Source organism: Ensifer sp. ENS03 (genome assembly GCF_014852035.1).
Classification (GTDB): Bacteria; Pseudomonadota; Alphaproteobacteria; order Rhizobiales; family Rhizobiaceae; genus Ensifer; species Ensifer adhaerens.
The window spans coordinates 738,660-760,408 of sequence record NZ_JACVAV010000003.1 but is presented as its reverse complement, the minus strand read 5'-3'; the positions used below and the strand labels follow the sequence as shown (position 1 = coordinate 760,408).

Below are 21,749 nucleotides of genomic sequence, written 5' to 3'. Positions count from 1 at the left end.
AGCCACAACCGACCGCGTGGTCAGTGGAGCCCGCCGACGCCGAGCAGCCGCTCGACGGCATCGTGATCTCCCGCCAGCGCTTCCGGCGTTCCGGTCCAGGCGATCCGGCCGCGTTCGAGCACGATCACCCGGTCGGCAAAGTCGAGCGCGCTCTGAATGCGCTGTTCGACCAAGACGATCGTCATGTCGCCGGTCTTTGCCAGTTCGGCAAACGCCTTCATCAGCTCTTCGCAGATAACGGGCGCCAGGCCCTCCAGCGGTTCGTCGAGCAACAGGATCGACGGACGGCCGAGGATGGAGCGTGCCGTCGACAGCATCTGCTGTTCGCCGCCTGAGAGCTGGCTGCCGAGATTGCGCCGACGCTCGAAGAGACGCGGGAACATGTCGTAGGCTTCCTGGATCGCGCTTTTCGGGCGGTTCTTGAGGCCGACGAACAGGTTTTCCTCCACGGTCAGCGTCGGGAAGACGCAGCGCGCCTGCGGCACGAAGCCGAGCCCCTGCATGGCGCGGGCAGCGCTCGGCAACACGGTCACGTCCGTCCCGCCCATGCGGATGCGACCGTCGTAACGTCGCGTCTGGCCGGCAAGCGTTGCAAGCAGCGTCGTCTTGCCCATGCCGTTGCGACCGAGCACTGCAAGCCGGGCACCTGCCGGAACGGCAAAGGACACGCCTTCGAGCACCCGCGTCGGCCCATAGCCGGCGGACAGGTTTTCCACCTCAAGCGGCGTGGCTGGCATTGGCATAGCTCCCCAGATAGGCTTCCCGCACGCGCGGATCCTTCGTCACGTCAGACGGCGAACCGTCGAAGATGATCGCGCCGGCGGCCAGCACGACGACGCGCTTGGCAAAGCGGAAGACGAGATCCATGTCGTGCTCAATCATCAAGACGGCGAGATCGGCTGGCAGGTCGGCCAGTGCCTGCTCGATCCGGCGGGTGTCGCTCTGCGGCACGCCGGCGGCGGGCTCGTCGAGCAGCAGCACCCGCGGCTTCAGCGCCAGCGCAACGGCGATTTCCAGCAAGCGTTGCTGACCGTAGGCGATCTCGCTCACCTTACGGTGCATCAGTTCCCGAAGCCCGAGCTTGCCGAGAAGGTCTGCCACCTCGGCCATGACGTCCGGCATGCCCAGAAAATTGCCGAACAGACGACCGGCGCGGCCAGTGCGTTGCAAGACAGCGAGCGCAACATGTTCGGAAGGTGTCATATCGGCAAAGAGCCGCGTCACCTGAAACGAGCGAACGAGCCCCCTTCGCACCCGACCGATGGCGTCGATACCGGTCACCACCTCGCCACCGATACGCACCTCGCCGGAATCCGGCTTGAGATTGCCGGTCACGAGATTGACGAACGTCGTCTTGCCGGCGCCGTTCGGCCCAATCAGCGCGACCCGGTCGCCCGGCGCCATGCTGAGGCTGACGTCATTGGTGACCGCGAGCCCGCCGAAGGCGCGCTTCAAGTTGCGGACTTCGAAGATCGGCTGCATCACTGTGCCTCCTTGCGGCGGGCAAAGAACGCAGCCGCGGTGCCATAGATGCCCTTCGGCGCGAAGAGCACGACGGCGATCAACAGCGCGCCCACCATCGTCAGCCAATGGAAGGGATTGGCCGCCGAGACCACGTCCTCGAAAAACATGAAGACGACAGTGCCAGTCAGCGCGCCGAAGAGAGAGCCGGTACCCCCGAGCACCAGCATGACAAGGCTTTCCGCCGACATCGTAAAGGAGAGGCTGTCGAGCCCGACGACCTGGGTGGAGATCGCATTCAGCGCGCCGCCGACGCCGGCAACGGCACCGGAGATGACATACATTTTCGTGAGCGCGAACTTCGGCGACGCCCCCATCGAGCGGATGCGGACAGGGTCTTCCTTGATGCCGCGGCACAACATGCCGAAGGGCGAGCGCACGATCAGTCGCAGCACGACGAAGACGATGGCAAGCAGCGCCACGCCGAAGACATAGGCCGTGCGGCCCCAGAGATCGAACTCGTAGAGTCCGAGAAGTGCCGTCGGCGCAATGCCGGAGAGCCCGTCGCTGCCACCGGTCCAGGAGGAGGCCTTGTTGGCGAACTCGTGGAAGAGATGGATGAGCGCGATCGACAGCACCAGTTGCGGCAGCCCGTGCGCACGCAGGATGACGACCCCGCAGATAAGTCCCGCCACCGCCCCGGCAACAATGCCGAAGGCCAGCATCGCCAGCGGATCGTTGATGCCGTAATGCGCCGAGGCGATGCCCGCGGCATAGGCGCCGGCGCCGAAGAGGGCCGCGTGCCCGAGCGTCGCGACACCGCAATAGCCGGTGACGAGATCGAGCGACAGCACCAACAGAGCGGCTGCGATGATCCGGGTCAGAAGAGCCAGATTGTTGGGAAAGAGGAAGTAGCCGACCACCGCGACCAGCAGGATAACGGCCAGACCTATGAGGTCCCCACCGCCAAACCGTCGGCGCACCGGAGCGGTCGCGATCAAGTCGTTCGTCGTCGTCATGGTCATCCCTTGGCCCTCCCGGCGAGCCCGCGCGGGAACACGCAGATGATCGCAATCACGGCCAGATAGAAGAAGAATTCACCGAATTCCGGCATGAGATAACGGCCGGTCGTATCGATCGCGCCGAGCAGCAGGCAGGCAACGAGCGCGCCCGGGATAGACCCGGCGCCGCCGACGGAGACGACGACCAGGAACGTCACCATGTAACGCAACGCGTAATAGGGTTCGACCGGAAGAAGTTCCGCCCCCACCACGCCGCCGAAGGCGGCAAGTCCGACGGCAACCGCAAAGCTCACCGCATAGACGATTTCCGTGCGCACACCGAGGGCGGCCGCCATTGCCGCGTTGTCAACCGAGGCCCGCAGCTTGACGCCGAAGGCGGTCTTTTCGATCGCGTACCAGAGACCGGCTGCAACCACGAGGCCGCAGACGATCGCAAAGATGCGATGGGTGGCGATTGCCCGGAAGCCGAGGTCGACGGATCCCTGCAATTCGCCAGGCAGCGGCACCGTCTTCAGCGTCGGGCCGAAGACATAGTTGGCGATGCCGATGATGCAGAATGTGATACCAATGGTCATCAGCACCTGGGTCAGTTCCGGTGCGCCGTAGATCCGCCTATAGAGCAGCCGCTCGATCGGCACGGCGATGATGATGGTGCCGAAGACCGCGAGCAGCACGGCAAAGCCGTAGGCAAGACCCAAATCGCGCGCTGCATAGGAGGCGATGTAACCGCCGATCATGGCAAAGGCGCCATGCGCCAGGTTGACCACGCGCATCAGGCCCATGGTGACCGAAAGGCCGATGGAGATGACGAAGAGCACCATGCCATAGGCAAGGGCGTCGATCGCAATGCTGAGGACGGTTTGCATGGGGCTATCCGTTGCCCTTTCTTCCAAATTTGGCTGCGCCGGATTCGGTGCGCACTATGCGCGGAGCGGCAGTCAGGCGCCAGCATTCGCGGCGCCGCAGGCGCGCCGGTCGCTCAAAAGCAACCGGTCAACGCATCATCAGTGTCGGTGGGCGCTCAGCACCCGCCCAAGTCGACTACTTCAGCGCAGCGAGACCGGGGTCGCCCTGCTTCTCGAAGGTCTGGATTTCCTTGTTGTAATAGGTGCCGTCATCGGCCTTGGCGACCTCGCGCAGATAGATGTTCTGGGTGATGTGACGCGATTCCGGATCGATCGTCACCGGACCACGCGGGCTGACCCAAGAGAGGCCTTTCACGGCTTCCACGGCCTTGGCCGCATCCTGCTCGCCGCCGGTCGCCTCGATCATCTTGTAAATCACATGCATGCCGTCATAGGCTCCGACCGAGGGGAACGAGAGTTCGGCCGGGTTGCCGATCGCCTTGCTCGCCGCTTCGACAAAGGCCTTGTTCTCCGGCGAGTCGTGCGAGACGGCGTAGTGGAAGGTCGTCTGAATGCCGAGCGCCGCCTCACCGAGAGCAGGCAAATCGGATTCCTGCGTGAGGTCGCCGGGCGCAAAGAACTTGATGCCGCCGTCCTTCAGGCCGTTTTCCTTGAAGGCCTTGACGAAGCCGAGCGTCGTCGGGCCGGACGGCAGGAAGGCGAAGACGCCTTCCGCGCCCGAATCCTTGATGCGCTGCATGATTGGGGAAAAGTCGTTGGTCGCAAGCGGCATGCGGATCGCTTCGACCACCTGGCCGCCGGCCGCTTCGAAGCCCGTCTTGAAGGCGTTCTCGGCGTCCACGCCCGGGCCGTAGTCGCTGACGACGGAGATCACCTTGGAAACACCCGCGTCCTTGGCAACCTTGGCGATCGGCGTCGAGGTCTGCCAGGTGGTGAACGAGGTGCGCACGACGAGCGGGCTTTTGGTGACGATCGCCGAGGTCGCCGCGTTCATGATGACGAGCGGCACATTCGCCTGGGTGAGCAGCGGCGTGACCGCCATGGCATCCGGGGTGAAGTAGAAGCCGGCGAGGTACTGCACGCCTTCCTTGACCACCAGTTCCTGGGCCAGCGCCTTTGACTGGGCGGGATCGGCCTGCGGCACGTCGCGGTAGATGATCTCGATATCGTCGTCGCCGACCTTGCTGCCGTTCAGCGCCATATAGGCGTCGATGCCAGCCTTGAAGTTCTTGCCCTGCAGCGCGAAGGGGCCGGAGAACGGTCCGACGACACCGATCTTGATCGTGTCGGCATAGGCAGCACTGCTCATTGCCAAAGCCGCAACCGCAGCCAGAATCATCCGCTTCATATTTCCTCCCTGAGATGCCGGCCACTCCCGAGCCCGCATCCTCGTCGCAAACGACTGTCGATTTGATGGTTGTCAGCTTGCCATGCCAAACGGTGATGTAAAAATGAAATATGGGGTGCCAATCATAATTTAGGGGTTATGTTTTGACACAGGCAGCGCGCCTCGGCCAGCCGAGTGCACCGAAATCCCCAGCCCATGACACGCACCTTCCGGTGCCCGCGCCAGCCCACTGCGATCAACAGGGGAGCAGCAAACGACACGGTGGCGGCGCAATCGCAGGTTCGGGGCGTATCGCCGCCGCAGACCTAGATCGGCGGCAGATTTTCCGGCTGCGCCATGTCGATGAAGACCTGAACGCGTTTGGCTCGCAGCTTGCCGGGCTTGTACTTCTTCAGCCACTCGCCAGTTTCATCGAGGAACAGACTGGCCGCGGCTCCCTCGGATGTCCCCACGCGCGCCGCCTTGTCCCGGTCGGACTTCTTCTTTGCTGTCGCCTCCCGGACAGAGCGGAAATAATAGTGGTTGAACAGCCGATTGAACTCCGTGAAGTAGATGTCGGCCGCGCGCCGATCGCCACGGATGAGCAGCATGTTCTCGTCGTTGTCGTTGGTCGACGCGTCCGAGAAGTTCGCCGAACCGGTGACGACCATTGGATCCGCGCCAAGGGGATCGGCGAGCAGAAACTTGGAATGCACATAGGCGACGTGATTGTTGAGCCCGAGCGCCCGCGCATTGGTTTCCCGCGCCCACTGATAGACCGGATCGCGCAGATAGGATCCCCAGGCCTGATAGACGTTCTGTCGCGCCGTCAGCGGAATGAACGGCTTCTTCGCCTTGGCCTTAGGCTGGTCGCGCTTTTCCAGGAGGAGGAAGAGCACCGGATGCACGCCGGACTGGGCACTATTGTCGAGAAACGCCTGCTTGAAGCGATCGTTGATCCCGAAGGCGAGTGTCACGCCGCCATAGGACCGCGCCTCGTCCAGCGCCCTCACATACATATCCAGAACGGCGCTTCCGGCACGCGGACTGAAGATCGAGGTCACGCCGCTTGAAACATCCGCGGGCGCATGCGGCACCTCGGCAAGGTCAGAGACCGCCTTGCGAAAGGCTTTTCGCTTTGACCTGCTCGCGGCAGGATTGTCGGTTTTTGCCGCACCAGGGTCGCCGGCAAGCAGTGTCCAGTATGTTTCAAATGCCTTGGCGAGATCGGCGTCGCGGACCCAATGCCCGACATTGGTCTGGCCATGCACGCCGCCCATCGACAGGTTCGTCGAGCCTGTCCAAACCTGCGCCTTTCGGCCCGGATCCTTGGGGAGCAGCACCATGAACTTGTTGTGCTGTATGTCGGCGGGATTGTTCTCCCGCCACCGCGCGATCGCCGCCTTCGGAAGCCCTACGGTGCGGACGATTTCCTTGTTCTCCTCGCGCGGAAAGCTCTCGTGGAACTTGCCCTTCTTGTCGGTATAGGCATTTTCCTTCGCGTCGAGCACGAGCCTCACGACGACGCCGCGCTCGAAGGCGGCCTTCAGCCTTTCCACGACGGGGCGATATCTGAATTCATAGAAGCAGCCGAGCAGCGTGTCCCCCGCTTCCGCCTGGTCGATGAAACGCAGCAGTGCTTCGTCAAGGTCCCGGCTCAGCCACTGCAGCGCCTCGAGCGTCTTTTCCGGCGTTTCCAGCTTGTCCGGCGGCTTGTTTCCGAAACGGCGTCGGTAGGCCTGGCTGCTCGCGACACCGCGGTTGAAGAAAACGTCGTGCGTCTCCTCACTGAAGAGCGGTTCGGTTTTGATACCGATTCTGATGGCAGGTGCTGACCGGTCGATGTTCTTCGCCATACCCGTCAGCGGATGGAAGTAATAGTCGTAACGCCGACCGGGCTTGGCCGTGAAGTCATCCCAGACGAAACTCTGAACGGGATGGTCGTAGGTCAGAACGACGGTATCCTCATTGGGATGGGAGATCACCGTTTCGAAGACCTTGAAGCCGTACATGTAGTACCGCTCGCCTTCCGTTGGATCATGCCGCTCGACCGCAAAACCGAGAAGCCCCGCGGTGTCGGCGTTGCGATAGTCTATCGCGAACGAAACCGTATTGACCCCCGACACGGCGAAGACCTTGTACCCGCCAACCGCATCCGAAACGAAATGCATGCCGTCCTCCCGCGCGTGGTTGCGACAAGCATACTCGCTCAACTTCGAGGAATTACAACAGCGACAACTACAAAGGAGCTTGATCGGCAAACTCCCGCGCCGCTGCGCAGTGGCAGCGGCTCCGGCTCGAAAACACCGCCACACTTGTTACTCCCGCCGATCCTCTTGCGGTGTCAAGCTGCTCAGGACTGCAAGGCATCGGCCTTGCGTTGAGAAGTTTTGCTGAAACGAGGAGACACAGCACCATGACCCAGACGATCGAGAAACGCGAGAACGGACGCGCGGACGCCCAGTCGACGATGCAGAAGCCGCCGGTGGTTTCGGCACAGGCATGGGAAGCGGCCCGGCAGGAAATGCTGGTAAAGGAAAAGGCGCACACCCGCGCCCGCGATGCGTTGGCCGCCGAGCGTCGGCGGATGCCCTGGACGGCCGTGACCAAGAACTACGTGTTCGAGGGCTCCGACGGCAAGGCGAGCCTGCTTGACCTCTTTGCCGGCCGGCGCCAGTTGATCGTCTACCGCGCCTTCTACGAACCGGGCGTGCATGGCTGGCCCGATCACGGCTGCCGGGGCTGCTCGATGGTCGCCGATCAGGTTGCGCATCTGTCGCACCTTAACGCCCGTGACACGACCCTGGTCTTTGCCTCGCGCGCCCCGCAGGCGGATATTGCCAGGCTGAAGGCACGGATGGGCTGGACCATGCCCTGGTACACCATCACCGACAGCTTCGATGCTGATTTCGACGTGGGCGAGTGGCACGGCCACAATGTCTTCTTCCGCGACGGCGAAGAGCTGTTTCGCACCTACCTCGTCAACAGCCGCGGCGACGAACAGATGGGTAGCACCTGGAACTATCTCGACATCACCCCGCTCGGCCGACAGGAAGTGTGGGAGGATTCGCCGGCCGGATATCCGCAGACCCCGACCTACAAGTGGTGGAACTGGAACGACAGCTACGTTGAAGGCGCTGCCCCCGACAAAAGATGGGTCGAAGTATCGGATGCCGGCGAGGCCGCGATGCGCGCCTCCGACACGAGCGCGAAGCCATGAGCATCGGCGCCCGCTCCGGTGAGCGCGACGGGCGGGCGCCCTCCCTCGCCCGTTTGGTAGCTGCGGGGTTGGCGCTTGCCGCCGCCCCCACCTTCGCCCTGATGGCGGTTCTTTCCAACATGGGAACCGCCGGGGCCGATCCGATGCTGTGTAGCGGCGCCGGACAAACTGTGATCGGCGGGATGACCGCCATGTATCTGCTGATGGGCGCCTTTCACCTTCAGCCCTGGCTGAAACTGATCGACATCAGAAAGGGCTGAGGGATCGGCCTCGCCCCCGGCGCCTGTCAGTTGCGGGCGTCGGGAGCTGAAAAATCATCCGTCGACATGCTATTGTCGCACGGCACGCAAAAGATGTGGAAACGCCGATGGGCATATGTCCCTGAAATCGGCGAGTGGGCATGCTGTCGAGTCGGAGAAGCAAGTGACTTCTCAGCTTGAAGTACGGAACGGTTCCACTAGGTAGATTTGGCAAGATCTCCGGCCCTTGTATCGGCAGGAGAAATCAGTCGCTTTCCACCTGTGGCCGGATCCGTTCGGAAAATACAGCGAATCAGGAAGTTGACCTTGAGTGTTGCCGCCTCTCAACCGAACCCGACACGTTTCAAGAGCCGCCCGTTGCCTTTGGCGGGCGCCCTGCTGCTTTTCGTTATAGCCGCTGCGGCATCGCTCTACTATTTGAGTGGAGCGAAAGAGCCTTCGTCGGAGATCGCAGCGATTGCCCCGGCTGTGACCGGCGCTGAAGTCGACGCCGCGATGATGCAGTCGCCGAATTTCCAGATCCTGTTCAGTGACGGCGATCGCGGGCTGATGGTCTACGAGGGTTACGTCTATGTCGTGCGACTCGGCGACAAATTGCCGAATGGCCGCCGCATGATCGGATTCCAAAAACGGGACGGAAACTGGGCTGCGGTGACGCTTTGACAGCTTTCACCGCCTCCGAATTGTGGATGTTAACGCTTTGTTAACGCTCGCTTGCAAGGCACGGGGAACCCCCATTTAGCCACGGTTGCTACCCAGGGCGAACTGGCGCAACTCTTTGTTAAAGAGTCGTGAATCAGTGCTTTGGATGGTGCAGAATGATTAACAAGAAGCTACAGGATGAGCTGGTCGAGCTCGACGAAAGCCCTGCGTTCGAAGGCCGTTCTGTCATGAGCGAGCGCGCAGTCCAGGGAATTCCTCTCGCGATCGAAGCGGTGATCGGGCGCGCCAAGCTGACGGTGTCGCAGATCTCGAAACTCCATCAGGACGACACGATCCATCTCGATCGCAACTTCGGCGAACCGGTGGAACTCAAGGTCAACGGCATGGTGATCGGCCGCGGCGAAATCGTGTTCGACGAAGCCACCAACGCCATCGGCATCAAGATCATCGAAATCTCCCCGATCGGCGCCCAATAGGCTCCGACGCGTAAGGCCGCCGTCGTCAGCGGAACTTGGCTTCCACAGCCAGCAAGGCTATGTCGATAGTTCAACGACACGATCCGGTACGGGAGGAGCCTCATATGCTGATCGATGGAAAAGTCTTTATCGTTACCGGTGGCGGTTCGGGTCTGGGTGCGGCCGTCGCGCGGCAGCTGCATGGCGAGGGTGCCCGCGTGGTTCTCGCCGACGTCAACGCCGCAGCCGGCCAGCAGATGGCCGAGGAGCTTGGCGGCAACGCGCTCTTCCAGAAGACGGATGTCACCAGTGAGGCCGATGGCGCCGCCGCAGTGGCAGCGGCTCTCGATCGCTTCGGACATCTGCACGGCCTGGTGAACTGCGCCGGCATCGCGCCGGGGGAAAAGGTGCTCGGGCGCGACGGTCCGCACCGGCTTGAAAGCTTTTCGCGCGCGGTCGCGATCAACCTCATCGGCACCTTCAACATGCTGCGGCTCGCCTCAGAGGCGATCCAGCGGGAAGAGCCCGGCGAGGATGGTGAGCGCGGGGTGATCGTCAATACCGCATCGGTCGCCGCCTTCGATGGCCAGATCGGCCAGGCGGCCTATGCCGCTTCCAAGGGCGGCGTCGTCTCGATGACCCTACCGATTGCGCGCGAACTCGCGCGCCACGGCATTCGCGTCGTCGCCATTGCGCCGGGCATCTTCGAAACACCGATGATGGCCGGCATGCCGCAGGAAGTGCAGGATTCGCTCGGCAAGAGCGTGCCCTTCCCGCAGCGCCTTGGCAAACCGGACGAATTCGCGGCACTCGTGCAGCACATCTGCGAAAACCGCATGCTGAACGGCGAAGTCATCCGCCTCGACGGCGCCCTGCGCATGGGCGCGCGCTGACACGATCGGAGCTGGTGGCGCCCGACGACCGGGCGCGTGCCAGAGCGTTCCTTTGGCACGATCAGGCGGCCCGGTCGGCCGACTTGACCACATAGGCACAACGTCGCGCGCCGGCCAGAATGTGCTCGGCGCGCTCGACCTCGACACCGGGGCCGAGCACCGCCCGAAACACGCTCAATTCTGCCCTGCAGAAGCCCTGGCAGTTGGTCGCGGCGGCACAGATCGGACAATGGTTCTCGACGAACAGCAGCGTGCCGTCGCCCGGATCCTCGCAGGCGGCCATATAGCCTTCCTGTGACCGCAATCGAACGAGCACGTCCACCCGTTCGCGCAGGCTCTCTTTCTCCACCATCGCCGCACGATAGTTCTGGCGCGTCTCGTCCTCACGCGCGGCGATCAGCCGGTCGATCGCGTCCACGCCAAGCGTCTGCCGGATGGTGCGCAACAACTGGACGGTCAGCTCTGCATGCGTATCGGGAAACTCCGCGTGGCCGGCAGCCGTCAGCCCCCAGAACTGCGACGGACGACCGACGCCTTTTGCCTCGGACCACGACGTGGCCAGCCCCTCCTCGGCGAGACGCACCAACTGCTGGCGCACGGCCTCGCCGGTGATCGCCAGACGTTTGCCGAGCGCTGTCGCAGTCTGCGGTCCGTGTAGCTTGAGTGCAAGCATGATGCGCTCGCCCGGGGTGCGGCCGGCGCTTTGCTCTGGATTTAACAAGGGATCGCTTGACATATTCCCGCGCACAGATTTACAAAGAATTGTCTTGCTAAATACACTCTCCTCCGTTCGCAGACAAGTGATCCGAGAGTGCCCCGCCCGCAAAGGATTTGACCATGGCCTTCGAACTTCCCGCCCTTCCCTACGCCGCCGCAGCACTTGCCGAAAACGGCATGAGCGCCGAGACGATCGAGTTTCACCACGGCAAGCATCACCAGGCCTATGTCACGGCGCTCAACGGCTTCGTCGAGAAGGACGCCTCGCTTGCAGGCCTGTCGCTGGAAGAGATCATTCGCCTCAGCCACGGCAAGGCGGAACTCGCCCCGGTCTTCAACAATGCCGGCCAGCACTGGAACCACATCCTTTTCTGGAACAACCTTTCGCCGAAGGGCGGTCAGATCCCCGGCGCGCTCGATAAGAAGATCACCGAAGATTTCGGCAGCGTCGCTGCCTTCAAGGATGCCTTCAAGGCGGCCGCCACCGGCCAGTTCGGTTCGGGCTGGGCCTGGCTGGTGCTCGGCCAGGACGGCAAGCTGAAGGTGACGAAGACCGCCAATGGCTCCAACCCGGTTGCCACCAATGAAGGCAAGGCGCTGCTCGGCCTCGATGTCTGGGAGCACGCCTATTACATCGACTACCGCAATCGTCGCCCGGACTACGCGTCGAACTTCCTCGACAAGCTCGCCAACTACGAGTTTGCCGAAGCGGAACTCAAGTCCGCCTGACCGACTGAAGGCGGTGCGGGCTGGAAAGAGTTCGCGAGCCGATCGGTCGAAGAGTTGCAGCAGCCGCTCGCCCCCGCCTGAGCTCAGGCTTCTGCAAATCCCGTGGCGTCTCCCCGCCGCCACGGGCTATTTCATCTCGGAACGAGCCCCATGCGCCAGACACCTCCGCCCTCCCTTGCCATCGACGCCCATGCCGACCTGGCCGTGTCGAAACCGGAGTTCGCCGACACCCTGTCGCATCTCGCCGCCACCGTCTGCGTGGCGAGCGCCGGCAATGGCCCCGACAGTCTCGGCCGGACGGTGACGGCGACCTTCTCGCTCTCTGCCAACCCGCCGTCGATCGTCATTTCGATCAAGGCGGACAGTCCGCTTGCCGCGCTGATCGCCGCCGAGCGAGGGTTTTCGCTCGCCATGCTGGCTGAGGGCCAGGAGCTGATCGCAGATGCCTTTGCCGGCAAGATCGAAGCGTCGAAGCGTTATCTCGTCGGCATATGGGCTGAGTGGCCGAGCGGACGGCCAAGGCTGCTCGGCGCGGCTGCCACGCTCGACTGCCTGCTCAGCGCTTCGATCGAGGTGGGCGACCATATGCTGTTCGTGGGAACAATTGTCGCAACCGAGACGTCTGCTCATGCTGACCCCTTGATCTGGGGCCGCCGCCAGTATCAGTCTCTCGACAGGACGAGATCGCTGACGCTGGCGAGCAATGGGCATACGCCCCTTACCCCAAGCAAGCCTGCGGCCTGAACCGGCGATCGCGGAGGAGGAAGCCATGCGGCAAGTGCTCGAAAAGCTCTTACAGGACGGCAAGGACGACGCCCTCTTGCGGTTCACGCTCGGCAGCATCTGCCTGCAGGAGGCGGACTTCGATACCGCCTTGGCCCATGTGGAGCGGGCGATCGCCTTTGACCCGGACTATTCGGCAGCATGGAAACTGCGTGGCGCGATCCTCCTCAAGCTGGGCCGCCACCAGGAGGCAATTCAGGTCTGGCGCGAAGGCCGTACGGTCGCCGAGCGGAAGGGCGATCTGCAGGCAGCAAAGGAAATCGGCGTCTTCCTGAAACGCCTGGAGCGGCAGTGTCTCGCCGCCAACGGGAACGAGTAGCCATCCTGAAAAAGGCCGGGCCCGGTGGATATGCCGAGCCCGGAGGTATCGCGAACGGTCAGTTCACTTGAAGACCGAAGGCAGCCACAGCGACAGCGCCGGTATGTAGGTGACCGCCATCAGCACTGCGATGCTGGCGCCGAAGAACGGCCAGATCGTGCGCATCGCCTCGCGGATGGATATCCCGCCGACGGCGCAGCCGACGAAGAGTACTGTTCCGACCGGCGGCGTGTTGAGGCCGATGCCGGCATTGAGGATCATCACCACACCGAAATGCACCGGATCGATGCCGAAGGCCTTGACCACGGGCAACAGCACTGGCGTGCAGATGATCACCATCGGCGCCATGTCCATGAAGGTGCCGAGGATCAAAAGGATGATGTTGATGACGAGCAGCACGATGATCGGGTTTTCCGAGATCGCGCCGATCGCACTGATCATCAATGCCTGCACCTGCAGGAACGCCATCAGCCAGCCGAAGGACGCCGCCATGCCGATGACGAGCAGCACCATGGCCGTCGTGCGCACCGCCCCCATCACCGCCTCGACGAAGCCCGTCCAATCCAGCTCGCGATAAACAAGCATGGCGACGAGGAAGGCATAGAGCACGGCAATGCACGAGCTTTCCGTGGCGGTGAAGACGCCGGAGCGCACGCCGCCGAAGATGATGCCGATCAGCACGATGCCGGGGAACGAGGCGAGCAGGTAGTAGAAGACCTTGGCAAAGCCCGGAAACGGTTCGGACGGATAGCCCCGGCGCCTGGCAACGACATAGGCCGTCACCATCAGCGCAAGCGCGAGCAAGAGCCCCGGGATGATGCCGGCGGTAAAGAGATCGGCAACCGAAACATTACCGCCGGCGGCGATCGAATAGAGGATCATGTTGTGCGACGGCGGAACCATCAGCGCGATAATCGCCGCATTGACGGTGACGTTGACGGCATAATCGCGGTCGTAGCCGCGCTTGGCCATCTGCGGGATCATCAGACCGCCGACCGCCGAGGCGTCAGCCACCGCCGAGCCGGAGATGCCTCCGAAGAGCGTCGAGGCGACGATATTGACCTGCCCGAGGCCGCCGCGCAGGTGGCCGACGAGGCCGGCCGCAAACTGGATCAGCCGGTTGGCGATGCCGCCGCGCACCATCAGGTCACCGGCAAAGATGAAGAACGGGATCGCCATCATGGCAAAGACGTTCATGCCCGAGTTCAGCTGCTGAAACACCACCACCGGCGGCAGGCCGAGATAGAGCACGGTCGCGAACGAAGCGATGCCGAGGCAGAAGGCGATCGGCGTGCCGATGAGCATCAGGAGGGTGAAGACCCCAAAGAGGATAGTGTAAGCCATTCAGGCCATCTCCTGCACGACGACATCGGCTGCGAGTTCGACGCCGAGAAACTGGTCGATAAAGCGCTCCGCGGCAAAAAGGGCGATCATGGCGCCACCGACGATCAGCGGGAAAAAGTCGACGCCGCCGGGCCATCCGAGAACCGGAATGGTCGCCGTCCAGGTGCCGGCCGAAAGGAGCAGGCCGTAATAGGCCATCGCTAACCCGAACACGACGATCAGCCCGAGGCTCGCCAGATCCATGGCAAGCTGCACCGACGGCTTCATCACGTGTCGGACGACATCGAGGCCGAGATGCACGCTTTCGCGTACGCCGACGGCGGCGCCGAGCATGATGAACCAGGCCATGAGATGAAGAGCCAAGGGCTCCGACCAGCTCGGAGAGTCGTTGAGCACATAGCGGGCAAAGACCTGCCAGCCGACGATCAGGGTCATGGCGACCATGCCGATGCCGGCGATGTAGAGCGAAGCGCGGCTCAGCGCGCCTAGAAGCGGACGTATCGTCCGCATGAAACGACGCATGTTTCTTCCTCCTCCGCAAAGGCGATCCGGTAAACAGTTGAAAAGGCCGGCCCCGATCCCGGAGCCGGCCTCACCGCTGTCACTTGACCGCCTTTACCCTTTCGAGAAGGTCCTTCAGCTTCGGGTCGCTGACGAACTGGTCGTAGACCGGCCCCATCGCGGCTGCGAACTCCTCCTTGTTGACCTTGATCACGTTGGCACCGGCAGCGCGGACCTTCTCCTCGGAAGCCTTTTCGCGCGCGCTCCAAAGCTCGCGCATCTTGCCGACGCTGTCCTTGGCCGCTTGGCGAAGCAGCGTCTGATCCTCAGGCGAGAGCTTGTCCCAGCTCGTCTTGGAAATGACGAGGATTTCCGGATTGAGCGAATGTTCGGTCAAAGAATAGTTCTTGGCCACCTCGAAATGGCGGGCAGATTCGTAGGACGGCCAGTTGTTCTCGGCACCATCGACGACGCCCGTCTCGAGCGAGGAGTAGACCTCGCCCATCGGCATCGGCGTCGGGTTGGCGCCGAAGGCCTGCATCATCGCGATCCAGAGATCGGATTGCTGCACGCGGATCTTCAGGCCTTTCAGGTCAGCCAGTTTCTCGATCGGCTTCTTGGTCGTGTAGAAGGAGCGCGCGCCGCTATCGTAGAAGGCAAGACCGATCAAGCCATGCGGTTCGAAGGCTGCGAGGATTTCGTCGCCGATCGGGCCGTCGACCGTGTTGTGCATATGTTCCGTCGAGCGGAACAGGAAAGGCATGCCGAGGACCATCGTCTCCTTGACGAGGTTGTTGAAGGGTGCTGCGTTGACGCGGTTCATGTCGATGACGCCGAAGCGGGTCTGTTCGATCGTGTCCTTCTCGCCGCCGAGAACGCCGTTGTTCATGACCTCGATCTTGATGCGACCGTTGGTGCGCTCGGAGAGCAATTGCCCCATGTATTTGACCGCATCGACGGTCGGGTAGCCATCCGGATGGATGTCGGCCGAACGCAGGGTGATTTCCTGCGCCTGCGCCGCTGTGCCGGCAAACGCCAGCCCCATGGCGACGCAAAGCATGCTTGCAATTTTCTTCATGTTTTCCTCCTCCTATAGTCGTGCTTCGGCCTCTCCCAAGACCGGGTTGCTGCCCATCCGGGCCGGCATGCGAAATCTCCATGTTGTGGGTTCCACGGGCGCCTCCCAGCACCCGCGGCAACTACACCGCGGCGAAGGCAGGCAGCTTGAACAGGCGTTCCGGGTTCACGACGAGAGCCAGATGTCTGGCCCGTTCGTCCGAAAGCCAGCCGAGCACGAGGTCTGCCAGCCGTGCATCGTCGGGATAGTCTTCTGTCTTGCGGATCATGTTGTGCGGCCAGTTCGAGCCCCATACGATGCGCTCTGGCGCATGCGCGGCGATCTTCCTGGAGACGGCTGCGACATCCCCATAGGGCCACCCGTCGCGCGAACTCTCGTAGACGCCGGCGAACTTGAACCAGACATTGTCGCGATCGATCATCTTCAAGAGAGCCGCGATCTCCGGTCCATCCGGATCGACGCCGGCAAAGAACTTGCCGTGGTGATCGAGCACCCAGCGTGACCGGATGCGCGCCAGCCGCGGCAGATGGTCGAGCAGCCGGTTGCCGTCGAACTGCACGGCTATCATCCAATCTGCCGCATGTGCCCGCGCATCGACCGCTTCCAACGCATCGAGCCCCACCGCCCCTCCAGGCAGATCCATGATACGGGCACCGACAACGCCCGCGTCGCTGAGCGCGCCGATGTCCGCATCGGACGTGGTTTCGTCGATGACGGCGACGCCGCGCGCGACATCGCCCATCTCGGCCAGGCAGGCGAGCAGATTGGCGTTATCCTTCTGATGGGCGTTGCCCTGGGTGATGATCACCCGGTCGATGCCGAGCCAGTCCATGACCTGGCGGTAGGCGGCAGCATCCGGCAACGGCTCAACCGGCAAAGGCGGGCCGCCGGGAAGCGATGGATAACCCGGCAGATACATGTGCATCTGCGCGTCGACCGTGCCCGTCGGCAAGCGCGGTTCAGGCGGGCGGCCGGTGAGGGTTCGCTCGATCATTGCGCGCTCTCGGGCATCTTGAACCTGGCGAGCGCGTCACGATCGATCTCGATGCCAAGGCCGGGCGCATCGGGGATGGCAACGACACCGTTGACCGCCTCGATCGGCGCCTTCAGCACCGCCTGCCGGAACGGATTTTCCGTCCGGTCGAACTCCAGGATCGGTTCGATCGGGTTGACCCGCACCGGATCCGGCGTCATCGCCGCCATGAACTGCAGCGCGGCAGCGATATGCACGCCCGTGCCCCAGACATGCGGCACGATGCGAACGCCGTGCAGCGTCGCAAGGCTCGTGATCTTCGCCATCTCGGAAAAACCGCCGCAGCCGCAGAGATCCGGCTGCAGGATGTCGACGGCACGGCTTTCGATCGCCGGCCACATGCCATAGCGGCCATGCCAGGTCTCGCCGCCGGCAACCGGGATCGGCTGGCCGGCCCTGACCGCCCGATAGGCGGAAAGCTGTTCCGGCACGACCGGCTCCTCGAACCAGTCGATGTCGTAGTCGGCCGCCGCCTTGCCAAGCCGGATCGCCTCGGTGACGGTGTAGCCGTGGTTGGCGTCGATCATCAGCCGCATCTCGTCGCCGATCGCCTCGCGCACGGCACGAATGACACGCAGGTCTTCGTCGATGCCGAAGCCGATCTTGATCTTGCAGGCATGGAAGCCTTGCGCCCGGCGCTCGGCCATCTCCAGCGCATTGTCGAAGACCCGGTCGACGCCATCGCGCTTGAAGCTGCCGGTGGCATAGGCGCGCACGCTCTCGCGCCAGCGCCCGCCAAGCAGCATGGAAACTGAGGCACGATAGTGTTTGCCCTTGATATCCCAGAGCGCGATATCGATGCCGGAAAGGGCGGTGACCGCAAGCCCGCGCTGCCCCTGATCGCGCAGCGCGTTGTAGAGGATAGCCCAGAGCTTTTCCGTCTGGCGCGGATCCTGGCCGATCAGCCAGGGCGTGTACGCCGCAACCACCGCCGCGTTCGGCCGCGCCGGGCCGAGGCACTCGCCCCAGCCGATCGTGCCGTCGTCGCATTCGATCTCGACCAGCACATGGGCGCGACGGTCAAAACGCATGGAGGCGCTTTCGAACGGCACGGCCAGCCGATGTTCGAGAAGGTGGGTGCGGACGGCGACGATCTTCATGGGCTATCCTCGCAAAACGCTCATTTCTGACGCTTGTTCGCACCGATGAGCGCGTCGAGCATGGCGACTTCCTCCTCGGTCAAGTCTTTCAGCGGCGCACGCACCGGACCGGCATCAAAACCCTGCAGCCGCACGCCGGCCTTGATCGCCGACACCGCATAGCCCTTGGCGCGGTTGCGGATGGCCATGAACGGATAGAAGAAGTCGTTGAGGATGCGCTCGCAGGTGGCGCGCTCGCCGGCGCGAAGGGCGGCATAGAACTCATTGGCAAGGCCCGGCACGAAGTTGAAGACAGCCGAGGAATAGGTGGTGAAGCCGGCACCGAGATAGGCCTCGGCAAACAGTTCCGCCGTCGGCATGCCACCGAGATACATCAGCCGGTCGCCCATCTTGGCGGTGACCTGGCGCACCAGCCCGATGTCGCCGGTGCCATCCTTGAAGCCGATCAGGTTCGGGCATTCGTCGCACAGCCTTGCGAGCGTATCGGCCTGCAGCACCGCGTTGTCGCGGTTATAGACCATGACGCCGATGCCGACCGACTGGCAGATCTTCTTCACATGGGCATAAAGCCCTTCCTGCGGCGCATCGATCAGATAGTGCGGCAGAAGCAGGATGCCGTCGGCACCGACGCGCTCGACCGAACGGGCGATGTCGACCGCCATCTCCGTGCCATAGCCGCAGCCCGATACGATCGCCGTGTCGCCGGAAACGTCCTTGGCCGCCCTGACGATGCCGGGGATCTCGTCCGGCTTCAGCGAAAAGAACTCGCCGGTGCCACCGGCCGCAAACAGAACCGGGGCCTTGTAGCCGGCCAGCCACTCGACATGCGCCCGATAGCTGTCCGGCGCAAACCGACCCTCCGCATCGAAATGCGTCACCGGAAACGAAAGCAGGCCCGATCCAAGCGCGGCCTTGATCTGCTCAGGGTTCATTTCGTGCGGGTCCTCCCTAAAACTCGACGCGCCTACTAAGCAAGTCATCACACACATGTCAATATGTCGTAATACAAGTCATCATATAAGATCTGTGGGTCGCCTTTTTTACTTCGAAAGCGACGTGACGCCATAAGGCCGAAATTCGACGCCAAACGCCGCCAAGAGATCGCTCCTTAACAAAATCGCCTCATCGCGAAAGCATTGCAATAGAGATGTATTATATGTTAGCGGATATCATATGATATGTGGGCGCATCGATCGCGGTGAGCGCCTGCACCGGCTTGGGGGGACAGGCGATGGAACGACTTCTGATCACCGGCGCGGCGGGGCAATTGGGCCGCGTCATGCGCGAAAGGCTGGCGCCATTGGCAAGGACGATCCGTCTAGCAGATCGCGCGCCGCTCGATCCGCCGTGTGAAAACGAGGAATGCGTTCAGTGCGACCTGGCCGACCGGGGCGCCGTCAACGAGCTTGTCGTCGGATGCGATGCGATCGTGCATCTGGGCGGCATTTCGGTCGAACGTCCGTTCTCGGAAATCCTCGACGGCAATATTCTCGGCCTCTACAATCTCTATGAGGCGGCGCGCGCCAACAACAAGCCACGCATCCTCTTTGCCAGCACCAACCACACGATCGGCTACTATCCGCAAGGCGAACGGCTCGGCCCGAACGCGCCCTACCGGCCCGACGGGCTCTACGGCGTGTCGAAGTGCTTCGGCGAAGCGCTGGCGCGCATGTATTTCGAGAAGTTCGGCCAGGAGACCGCCCTGGTCCGCATCGGCTCCTGCCTGCCCGAGCCCGTCAACTATCGCATGCTCTCCACCTGGTTTTCCCATGACGACTTCGTATCCTTGACGGAGGCCGTCTTCCGTGTGCCGGTTCTCGGTTGCCCGGTCATCTGGGGCGCCTCGGCCAACGACGCCGGCTGGTGGGACAATTCGCATGTTTCCTGGCTCGGCTGGCGCCCGAAGGACAATGCCGAAGTTTTCCGTCAGAAAGTCGCCGAAAACACCCCCACGCCGCAGCCGGGCGACTCTCTCGTGCGCTATCAGGGCGGCGCCTTCGTCGATGATCCGATTTATTGAGACATCACCCTTGGTTCCCGCGCATTGCAGCCAGCCATGGATTGCGCCCTTGATCGGCAATGGCGTATCCAGACACAAAGCACCCAAGTCGCAGAAACGGCCATTCCCATGAGCAACGTCACCGCCTCCGACCCCCCCGCCTCTCAAGGCAAGACGCTGGTGGCCAAGGTAACGGACGCCCTCAGCGGCCAGATCGGCGCCGGGCATTACAAGCCTGGCGACCGCCTGCCTTCGGAAGCGCAGCTGACGCAGGAATTCGGCGTGAGCCGCACGGTCGTGCGCGAAGCGATCGCGGCGCTGCGCTCCGGCGGGCTTGTCGAGGCGCGGCACGGTATCGGTGTCTTCGTGCTGGAGCCTGCGCCTTCGACCCCGCTGCCGTTCCACGGCATCGATCTTGCGCGCGTCTCTTCGCTGATCGAAATGCTGGAACTGAGGACCGCCGTCGAAGGCGATGCCGCAGCGCTTGCCGCCCTTCGCCGTTCGCCGGCCCAGGAAGAAAAGATCGCCGAAGCGTTCGACAGTTTCTGCGAGAGCGCCGCGCAGGGGCGGCCGACGGCGGAGGCCGACTTCAACTTCCATCTGGCGATCGCCCAGGCGACCAACAACCCGCGCTTCAGCGAGTTCCTGCAGATGCTCGGCACGGCGCTCATTCCCCGCCGAGCGGTTTCGGAGAGCGGCGAGGAAACCGTGCTGGCGTCTGCGGAGCTGTCGCGATTGATCGCCGAGCACGAGGCGATCCTCATCGCCATCCAGGATGGAGACGAGGAGCAGGCGCGCAGCGCCATGCGCCAGCACCTCAAGAACAGCCAGGTGCGCTACCGCTCGATGTTGCGCGCGGCCCGCTGAGGGATCGCGTCACCAGCCCGCTCAGGCGCGGCCAAGCCGGCGTATGTTGCCCACGAGTTCGCCAGCCAGACGAAGCGCTGCCGCCGTCGCACCAGCCATCTGCGGCATGATCAGCCATTCCAGCGTCCAGGCGGCGCCGGAACGCTCCTGTTCGTGGATCAGCGCATGGTGCATGCCGGAAAGCTGGGTCGCGTTGAACCGCGCGAGCGCCACCAGAACTTCGGCTGCCACCGGGTTCTGCTTGTGCGGCATTGCCGAGGATCCGCCGCCACCCGCAAGCTCGATCTCGTCGCCCTGCTGCGCCATCAAGGCGATGTCCTGGCCGAACTTGCCGAGGCTGCCCGTGACCAGCGACAGGGCATTGGCAAAGTCCGCCACCTCCGAGCGCTGGCTGTGCCATTGCGGAAAGTCGGCGAGATCGAGTTCTTCGGCAAGCGTCGCGCGCACGTCGTCCGCCCGGTCACCGAGCTTCTCCAGCGTCCCGGCGGCGCCGCCGAACTGGACGGCGAAGAGATCGCGATCCATGGCTTCCAGCCGGTCCTTGTGATCGAGCAGCGGCTCGATCCAGCTGCGCAGCCGGTCCGACACGGTGATCGGGATCGCCGCCTGCATACGGGTGCGCCCCATCAGTCCGCGCTCGCCCCATTCGTTGTCGCACTCCTCGAGCACCGTGACGATGTTGCCGAGCCGGACGGCGAAAAGCTCGGCCACCGCCTTCATCCTGAGCATCAGGCTGGTGTCGATGACATCCTGGCTGGTGGCGCCGTAATGCACATAGTCTGCCGCCTCGCCGCCGACGATCAATCGCAACTGTCGCACGAGTTCCGGAACAACCACCCCGTCGGCCGCCACGGCCCGCCTCAGCGCGCTGACGTCGGGCGAAAAGGCGCGGCACGCCTCGGTGATCCGGTCGGCAGCCTTGGCCGGAATGATGCCGTGCACGGCCTCGGCCCGCGCAAGCGCCGCCTCGAAGGCGAGCATCGCATGGATATCGGCGGAAGCCGAGAACTCGGCGGCAACCGCCTCATCCCCCAGCAACCCGGAAAGATAAGGGTGGTCGAAGGCGGAATAGGTCATGATTTCCCCGTTTCTGGTCGCGGATGCGGCTCGCC

Annotated in this window: 24 protein-coding genes; 10 read left to right on the top strand and 14 right to left on the bottom strand. The window is 63.2% G+C overall.

All coding sequences use genetic code 11. The features are described from left to right. Positions 1-20: 20 nt before the first annotated feature. From IB263_RS16280 to IB263_RS16255, 6 genes are all read right to left on the bottom strand, one after another. The gene (locus tag IB263_RS16280; protein WP_060583617.1) at positions 21-737 is read right to left on the bottom strand and encodes an ABC transporter ATP-binding protein; all 717 of its coding nucleotides are present in this window, start codon (positions 735-737) and stop codon (positions 21-23) included. Continuing rightward, positions 718-1,482, bottom strand: coding sequence for an ABC transporter ATP-binding protein (locus tag IB263_RS16275; RefSeq protein WP_060583619.1), 765 nt, complete (start codon positions 1,480-1,482; stop codon positions 718-720). Before IB263_RS16275 ends, IB263_RS16280 begins: the two co-directional genes overlap by 20 nt. Beyond that, positions 1,482-2,486: a branched-chain amino acid ABC transporter permease gene (locus IB263_RS16270; protein ID WP_089046005.1), complete on the bottom strand. Its 1,005-nt coding sequence runs from the start codon at positions 2,484-2,486 to the stop codon at positions 1,482-1,484. Before IB263_RS16270 ends, IB263_RS16275 begins: the two co-directional genes overlap by 1 nt. Beyond that, positions 2,483-3,349 carry a branched-chain amino acid ABC transporter permease gene (locus IB263_RS16265; protein ID WP_034800070.1) on the bottom strand — a complete coding sequence of 289 codons (867 nt, stop codon included), beginning with the start codon at positions 3,347-3,349 and terminating at the stop codon, positions 2,483-2,485. Before IB263_RS16265 ends, IB263_RS16270 begins: the two co-directional genes overlap by 4 nt. Positions 3,350-3,524: 175 nt before the next feature. After that, positions 3,525-4,697: an ABC transporter substrate-binding protein gene (locus IB263_RS16260; protein ID WP_034800069.1), complete on the bottom strand. Its 1,173-nt coding sequence runs from the start codon at positions 4,695-4,697 to the stop codon at positions 3,525-3,527. A gap of 305 nt (positions 4,698-5,002) precedes the next feature. Continuing rightward, the gene (locus tag IB263_RS16255; protein WP_112985971.1) at positions 5,003-6,847 is read right to left on the bottom strand and encodes a phospholipase D-like domain-containing protein; all 1,845 of its coding nucleotides are present in this window, start codon (positions 6,845-6,847) and stop codon (positions 5,003-5,005) included. A gap of 245 nt (positions 6,848-7,092) precedes the next feature. On the opposite strand from IB263_RS16255, the gene IB263_RS16250 reads away from it, so the two are divergent. The 5 genes from IB263_RS16250 (at position 7,093) to IB263_RS16230 (ending at position 10,167) form a co-directional block, all read left to right on the top strand. Then, positions 7,093-7,896 carry a DUF899 domain-containing protein gene (locus IB263_RS16250; RefSeq protein WP_034800067.1) on the top strand — a complete coding sequence of 268 codons (804 nt, stop codon included), beginning with the start codon at positions 7,093-7,095 and terminating at the stop codon, positions 7,894-7,896. After that, entirely contained in the window at positions 7,893-8,156 is a 264-nt protein-coding gene (locus tag IB263_RS16245; protein WP_034800066.1) for a hypothetical protein, read from the top strand. The genes IB263_RS16250 and IB263_RS16245 overlap by 4 nt, the downstream gene beginning before the upstream one ends. Before the next feature lie 306 nt (positions 8,157-8,462). Beyond that, complete coding sequence (locus IB263_RS16240) at positions 8,463-8,819, top strand: hypothetical protein (RefSeq protein WP_127890830.1); 357 nt, start codon at positions 8,463-8,465, stop codon at positions 8,817-8,819. 155 nt (positions 8,820-8,974) lie between these two features. After that, on the top strand, positions 8,975-9,295 hold the full coding sequence (locus IB263_RS16235; protein ID WP_051659531.1) for a FliM/FliN family flagellar motor switch protein: 321 nt from the start codon (positions 8,975-8,977) through the stop codon (positions 9,293-9,295). Between the two features lie 104 nt (positions 9,296-9,399). Next, on the top strand, positions 9,400-10,167 hold the full coding sequence (locus tag IB263_RS16230) for a 3-hydroxyacyl-CoA dehydrogenase (RefSeq protein WP_034800064.1): 768 nt from the start codon (positions 9,400-9,402) through the stop codon (positions 10,165-10,167). Between the two features lie 61 nt (positions 10,168-10,228). Here the strand turns inward: IB263_RS16230 and IB263_RS16225 are convergent, their stop codons facing one another. Then, positions 10,229-10,840, bottom strand: a complete 612-nt coding sequence (locus tag IB263_RS16225; protein WP_210338267.1) for a metalloregulator ArsR/SmtB family transcription factor — start codon at positions 10,838-10,840, stop codon at positions 10,229-10,231. Between the two features lie 164 nt (positions 10,841-11,004). On the opposite strand from IB263_RS16225, the gene IB263_RS16220 reads away from it, so the two are divergent. The 3 genes from IB263_RS16220 (at position 11,005) to IB263_RS16210 (ending at position 12,715) form a co-directional block, all read left to right on the top strand. Continuing rightward, positions 11,005-11,613 carry a superoxide dismutase gene (locus IB263_RS16220; protein ID WP_089046008.1) on the top strand — a complete coding sequence of 203 codons (609 nt, stop codon included), beginning with the start codon at positions 11,005-11,007 and terminating at the stop codon, positions 11,611-11,613. 150 nt (positions 11,614-11,763) lie between these two features. Beyond that, positions 11,764-12,357 (top strand): flavin reductase family protein, encoded by a 594-nt coding sequence (locus IB263_RS16215; RefSeq protein ID WP_113135993.1) that lies wholly within the window; start codon positions 11,764-11,766, stop codon positions 12,355-12,357. Positions 12,358-12,382: 25 nt separating this feature from the next. Next, entirely contained in the window at positions 12,383-12,715 is a 333-nt protein-coding gene (locus IB263_RS16210; RefSeq protein WP_034800062.1) for a tetratricopeptide repeat protein, read from the top strand. 63 nt (positions 12,716-12,778) lie between these two features. Here the strand turns inward: IB263_RS16210 and IB263_RS16205 are convergent, their stop codons facing one another. From IB263_RS16205 to kdgD, 6 genes are all read right to left on the bottom strand, one after another. Further along, positions 12,779-14,059: a TRAP transporter large permease gene (locus IB263_RS16205; protein WP_034800061.1), complete on the bottom strand. Its 1,281-nt coding sequence runs from the start codon at positions 14,057-14,059 to the stop codon at positions 12,779-12,781. After that, positions 14,060-14,581: a TRAP transporter small permease gene (locus tag IB263_RS16200; RefSeq protein ID WP_060520510.1), complete on the bottom strand. Its 522-nt coding sequence runs from the start codon at positions 14,579-14,581 to the stop codon at positions 14,060-14,062. It lies immediately after the preceding gene. 79 nt (positions 14,582-14,660) lie between these two features. Continuing rightward, positions 14,661-15,638 carry a TRAP transporter substrate-binding protein gene (locus tag IB263_RS16195; RefSeq protein WP_060520509.1) on the bottom strand — a complete coding sequence of 326 codons (978 nt, stop codon included), beginning with the start codon at positions 15,636-15,638 and terminating at the stop codon, positions 14,661-14,663. 121 nt (positions 15,639-15,759) lie between these two features. Beyond that, positions 15,760-16,632, bottom strand: a complete 873-nt coding sequence (locus IB263_RS16190) for an amidohydrolase family protein (RefSeq protein ID WP_246811024.1) — start codon at positions 16,630-16,632, stop codon at positions 15,760-15,762. After that, complete coding sequence (locus tag IB263_RS16185; protein ID WP_192438690.1) at positions 16,629-17,771, bottom strand: mandelate racemase/muconate lactonizing enzyme family protein; 1,143 nt, start codon at positions 17,769-17,771, stop codon at positions 16,629-16,631. The genes IB263_RS16190 and IB263_RS16185 overlap by 4 nt, the downstream gene beginning before the upstream one ends. A gap of 20 nt (positions 17,772-17,791) precedes the next feature. Continuing rightward, positions 17,792-18,703, bottom strand: coding sequence for a 5-dehydro-4-deoxyglucarate dehydratase (gene kdgD, locus IB263_RS16180; RefSeq protein WP_113554898.1), 912 nt, complete (start codon positions 18,701-18,703; stop codon positions 17,792-17,794). Positions 18,704-19,002: 299 nt separating this feature from the next. On the opposite strand from kdgD, the gene IB263_RS16175 reads away from it, so the two are divergent. Both IB263_RS16175 and IB263_RS16170 read left to right on the top strand, forming a co-directional pair. Beyond that, entirely contained in the window at positions 19,003-19,791 is a 789-nt protein-coding gene (locus IB263_RS16175) for an NAD(P)-dependent oxidoreductase (protein ID WP_113136430.1), read from the top strand. 108 nt (positions 19,792-19,899) lie between these two features. Continuing rightward, positions 19,900-20,637, top strand: a complete 738-nt coding sequence (locus tag IB263_RS16170; protein WP_060529792.1) for a FadR/GntR family transcriptional regulator — start codon at positions 19,900-19,902, stop codon at positions 20,635-20,637. Positions 20,638-20,658: 21 nt separating this feature from the next. Here IB263_RS16170 and IB263_RS16165 read toward each other — a convergent pair whose 3' ends face one another. Further along, entirely contained in the window at positions 20,659-21,714 is a 1,056-nt protein-coding gene (locus IB263_RS16165; protein WP_060520905.1) for a 3-carboxy-cis,cis-muconate cycloisomerase, read from the bottom strand. Positions 21,715-21,749 lie beyond the last annotated feature (35 nt).

Excerpts from the sequence above, each read along its gene's own strand:
- IB263_RS16280 (WP_060583617.1), bottom strand. The coding sequence starts at position 737 with ATGCCAGCCACGCCGCTTGAGGTGGAAAACCTGTCCGCCGGCTATGGG.
- IB263_RS16275 (WP_060583619.1), bottom strand. The coding sequence starts at position 1,482 with ATGCAGCCGATCTTCGAAGTCCGCAACTTGAAGCGCGCCTTCGGCGGG.
- IB263_RS16270 (WP_089046005.1), bottom strand. The coding sequence starts at position 2,486 with ATGACCATGACGACGACGAACGACTTGATCGCGACCGCTCCGGTGCGC.
- IB263_RS16265 (WP_034800070.1), bottom strand. The coding sequence starts at position 3,349 with ATGCAAACCGTCCTCAGCATTGCGATCGACGCCCTTGCCTATGGCATG.
- IB263_RS16260 (WP_034800069.1), bottom strand. The coding sequence starts at position 4,697 with ATGAAGCGGATGATTCTGGCTGCGGTTGCGGCTTTGGCAATGAGCAGT.
- IB263_RS16255 (WP_112985971.1), bottom strand. The coding sequence starts at position 6,847 with ATGCATTTCGTTTCGGATGCGGTTGGCGGGTACAAGGTCTTCGCCGTG.
- IB263_RS16250 (WP_034800067.1), top strand. The coding sequence starts at position 7,093 with ATGACCCAGACGATCGAGAAACGCGAGAACGGACGCGCGGACGCCCAG.
- IB263_RS16245 (WP_034800066.1), top strand. The coding sequence starts at position 7,893 with ATGAGCATCGGCGCCCGCTCCGGTGAGCGCGACGGGCGGGCGCCCTCC.
- IB263_RS16235 (WP_051659531.1), top strand. The coding sequence starts at position 8,975 with ATGATTAACAAGAAGCTACAGGATGAGCTGGTCGAGCTCGACGAAAGC.
- IB263_RS16230 (WP_034800064.1), top strand. The coding sequence starts at position 9,400 with ATGCTGATCGATGGAAAAGTCTTTATCGTTACCGGTGGCGGTTCGGGT.
- IB263_RS16225 (WP_210338267.1), bottom strand. The coding sequence starts at position 10,840 with ATGCTTGCACTCAAGCTACACGGACCGCAGACTGCGACAGCGCTCGGC.
- IB263_RS16220 (WP_089046008.1), top strand. The coding sequence starts at position 11,005 with ATGGCCTTCGAACTTCCCGCCCTTCCCTACGCCGCCGCAGCACTTGCC.
- IB263_RS16215 (WP_113135993.1), top strand. The coding sequence starts at position 11,764 with ATGCGCCAGACACCTCCGCCCTCCCTTGCCATCGACGCCCATGCCGAC.
- IB263_RS16210 (WP_034800062.1), top strand. The coding sequence starts at position 12,383 with ATGCGGCAAGTGCTCGAAAAGCTCTTACAGGACGGCAAGGACGACGCC.
- IB263_RS16205 (WP_034800061.1), bottom strand. The coding sequence starts at position 14,059 with ATGGCTTACACTATCCTCTTTGGGGTCTTCACCCTCCTGATGCTCATC.
- IB263_RS16200 (WP_060520510.1), bottom strand. The coding sequence starts at position 14,581 with ATGCGTCGTTTCATGCGGACGATACGTCCGCTTCTAGGCGCGCTGAGC.
- IB263_RS16195 (WP_060520509.1), bottom strand. The coding sequence starts at position 15,638 with ATGAAGAAAATTGCAAGCATGCTTTGCGTCGCCATGGGGCTGGCGTTT.
- IB263_RS16190 (WP_246811024.1), bottom strand. The coding sequence starts at position 16,632 with ATGATCGAGCGAACCCTCACCGGCCGCCCGCCTGAACCGCGCTTGCCG.
- IB263_RS16185 (WP_192438690.1), bottom strand. The coding sequence starts at position 17,771 with ATGAAGATCGTCGCCGTCCGCACCCACCTTCTCGAACATCGGCTGGCC.
- kdgD (WP_113554898.1), bottom strand. The coding sequence starts at position 18,703 with ATGAACCCTGAGCAGATCAAGGCCGCGCTTGGATCGGGCCTGCTTTCG.
- IB263_RS16175 (WP_113136430.1), top strand. The coding sequence starts at position 19,003 with ATGGAACGACTTCTGATCACCGGCGCGGCGGGGCAATTGGGCCGCGTC.
- IB263_RS16170 (WP_060529792.1), top strand. The coding sequence starts at position 19,900 with ATGAGCAACGTCACCGCCTCCGACCCCCCCGCCTCTCAAGGCAAGACG.
- IB263_RS16165 (WP_060520905.1), bottom strand. The coding sequence starts at position 21,714 with ATGACCTATTCCGCCTTCGACCACCCTTATCTTTCCGGGTTGCTGGGG.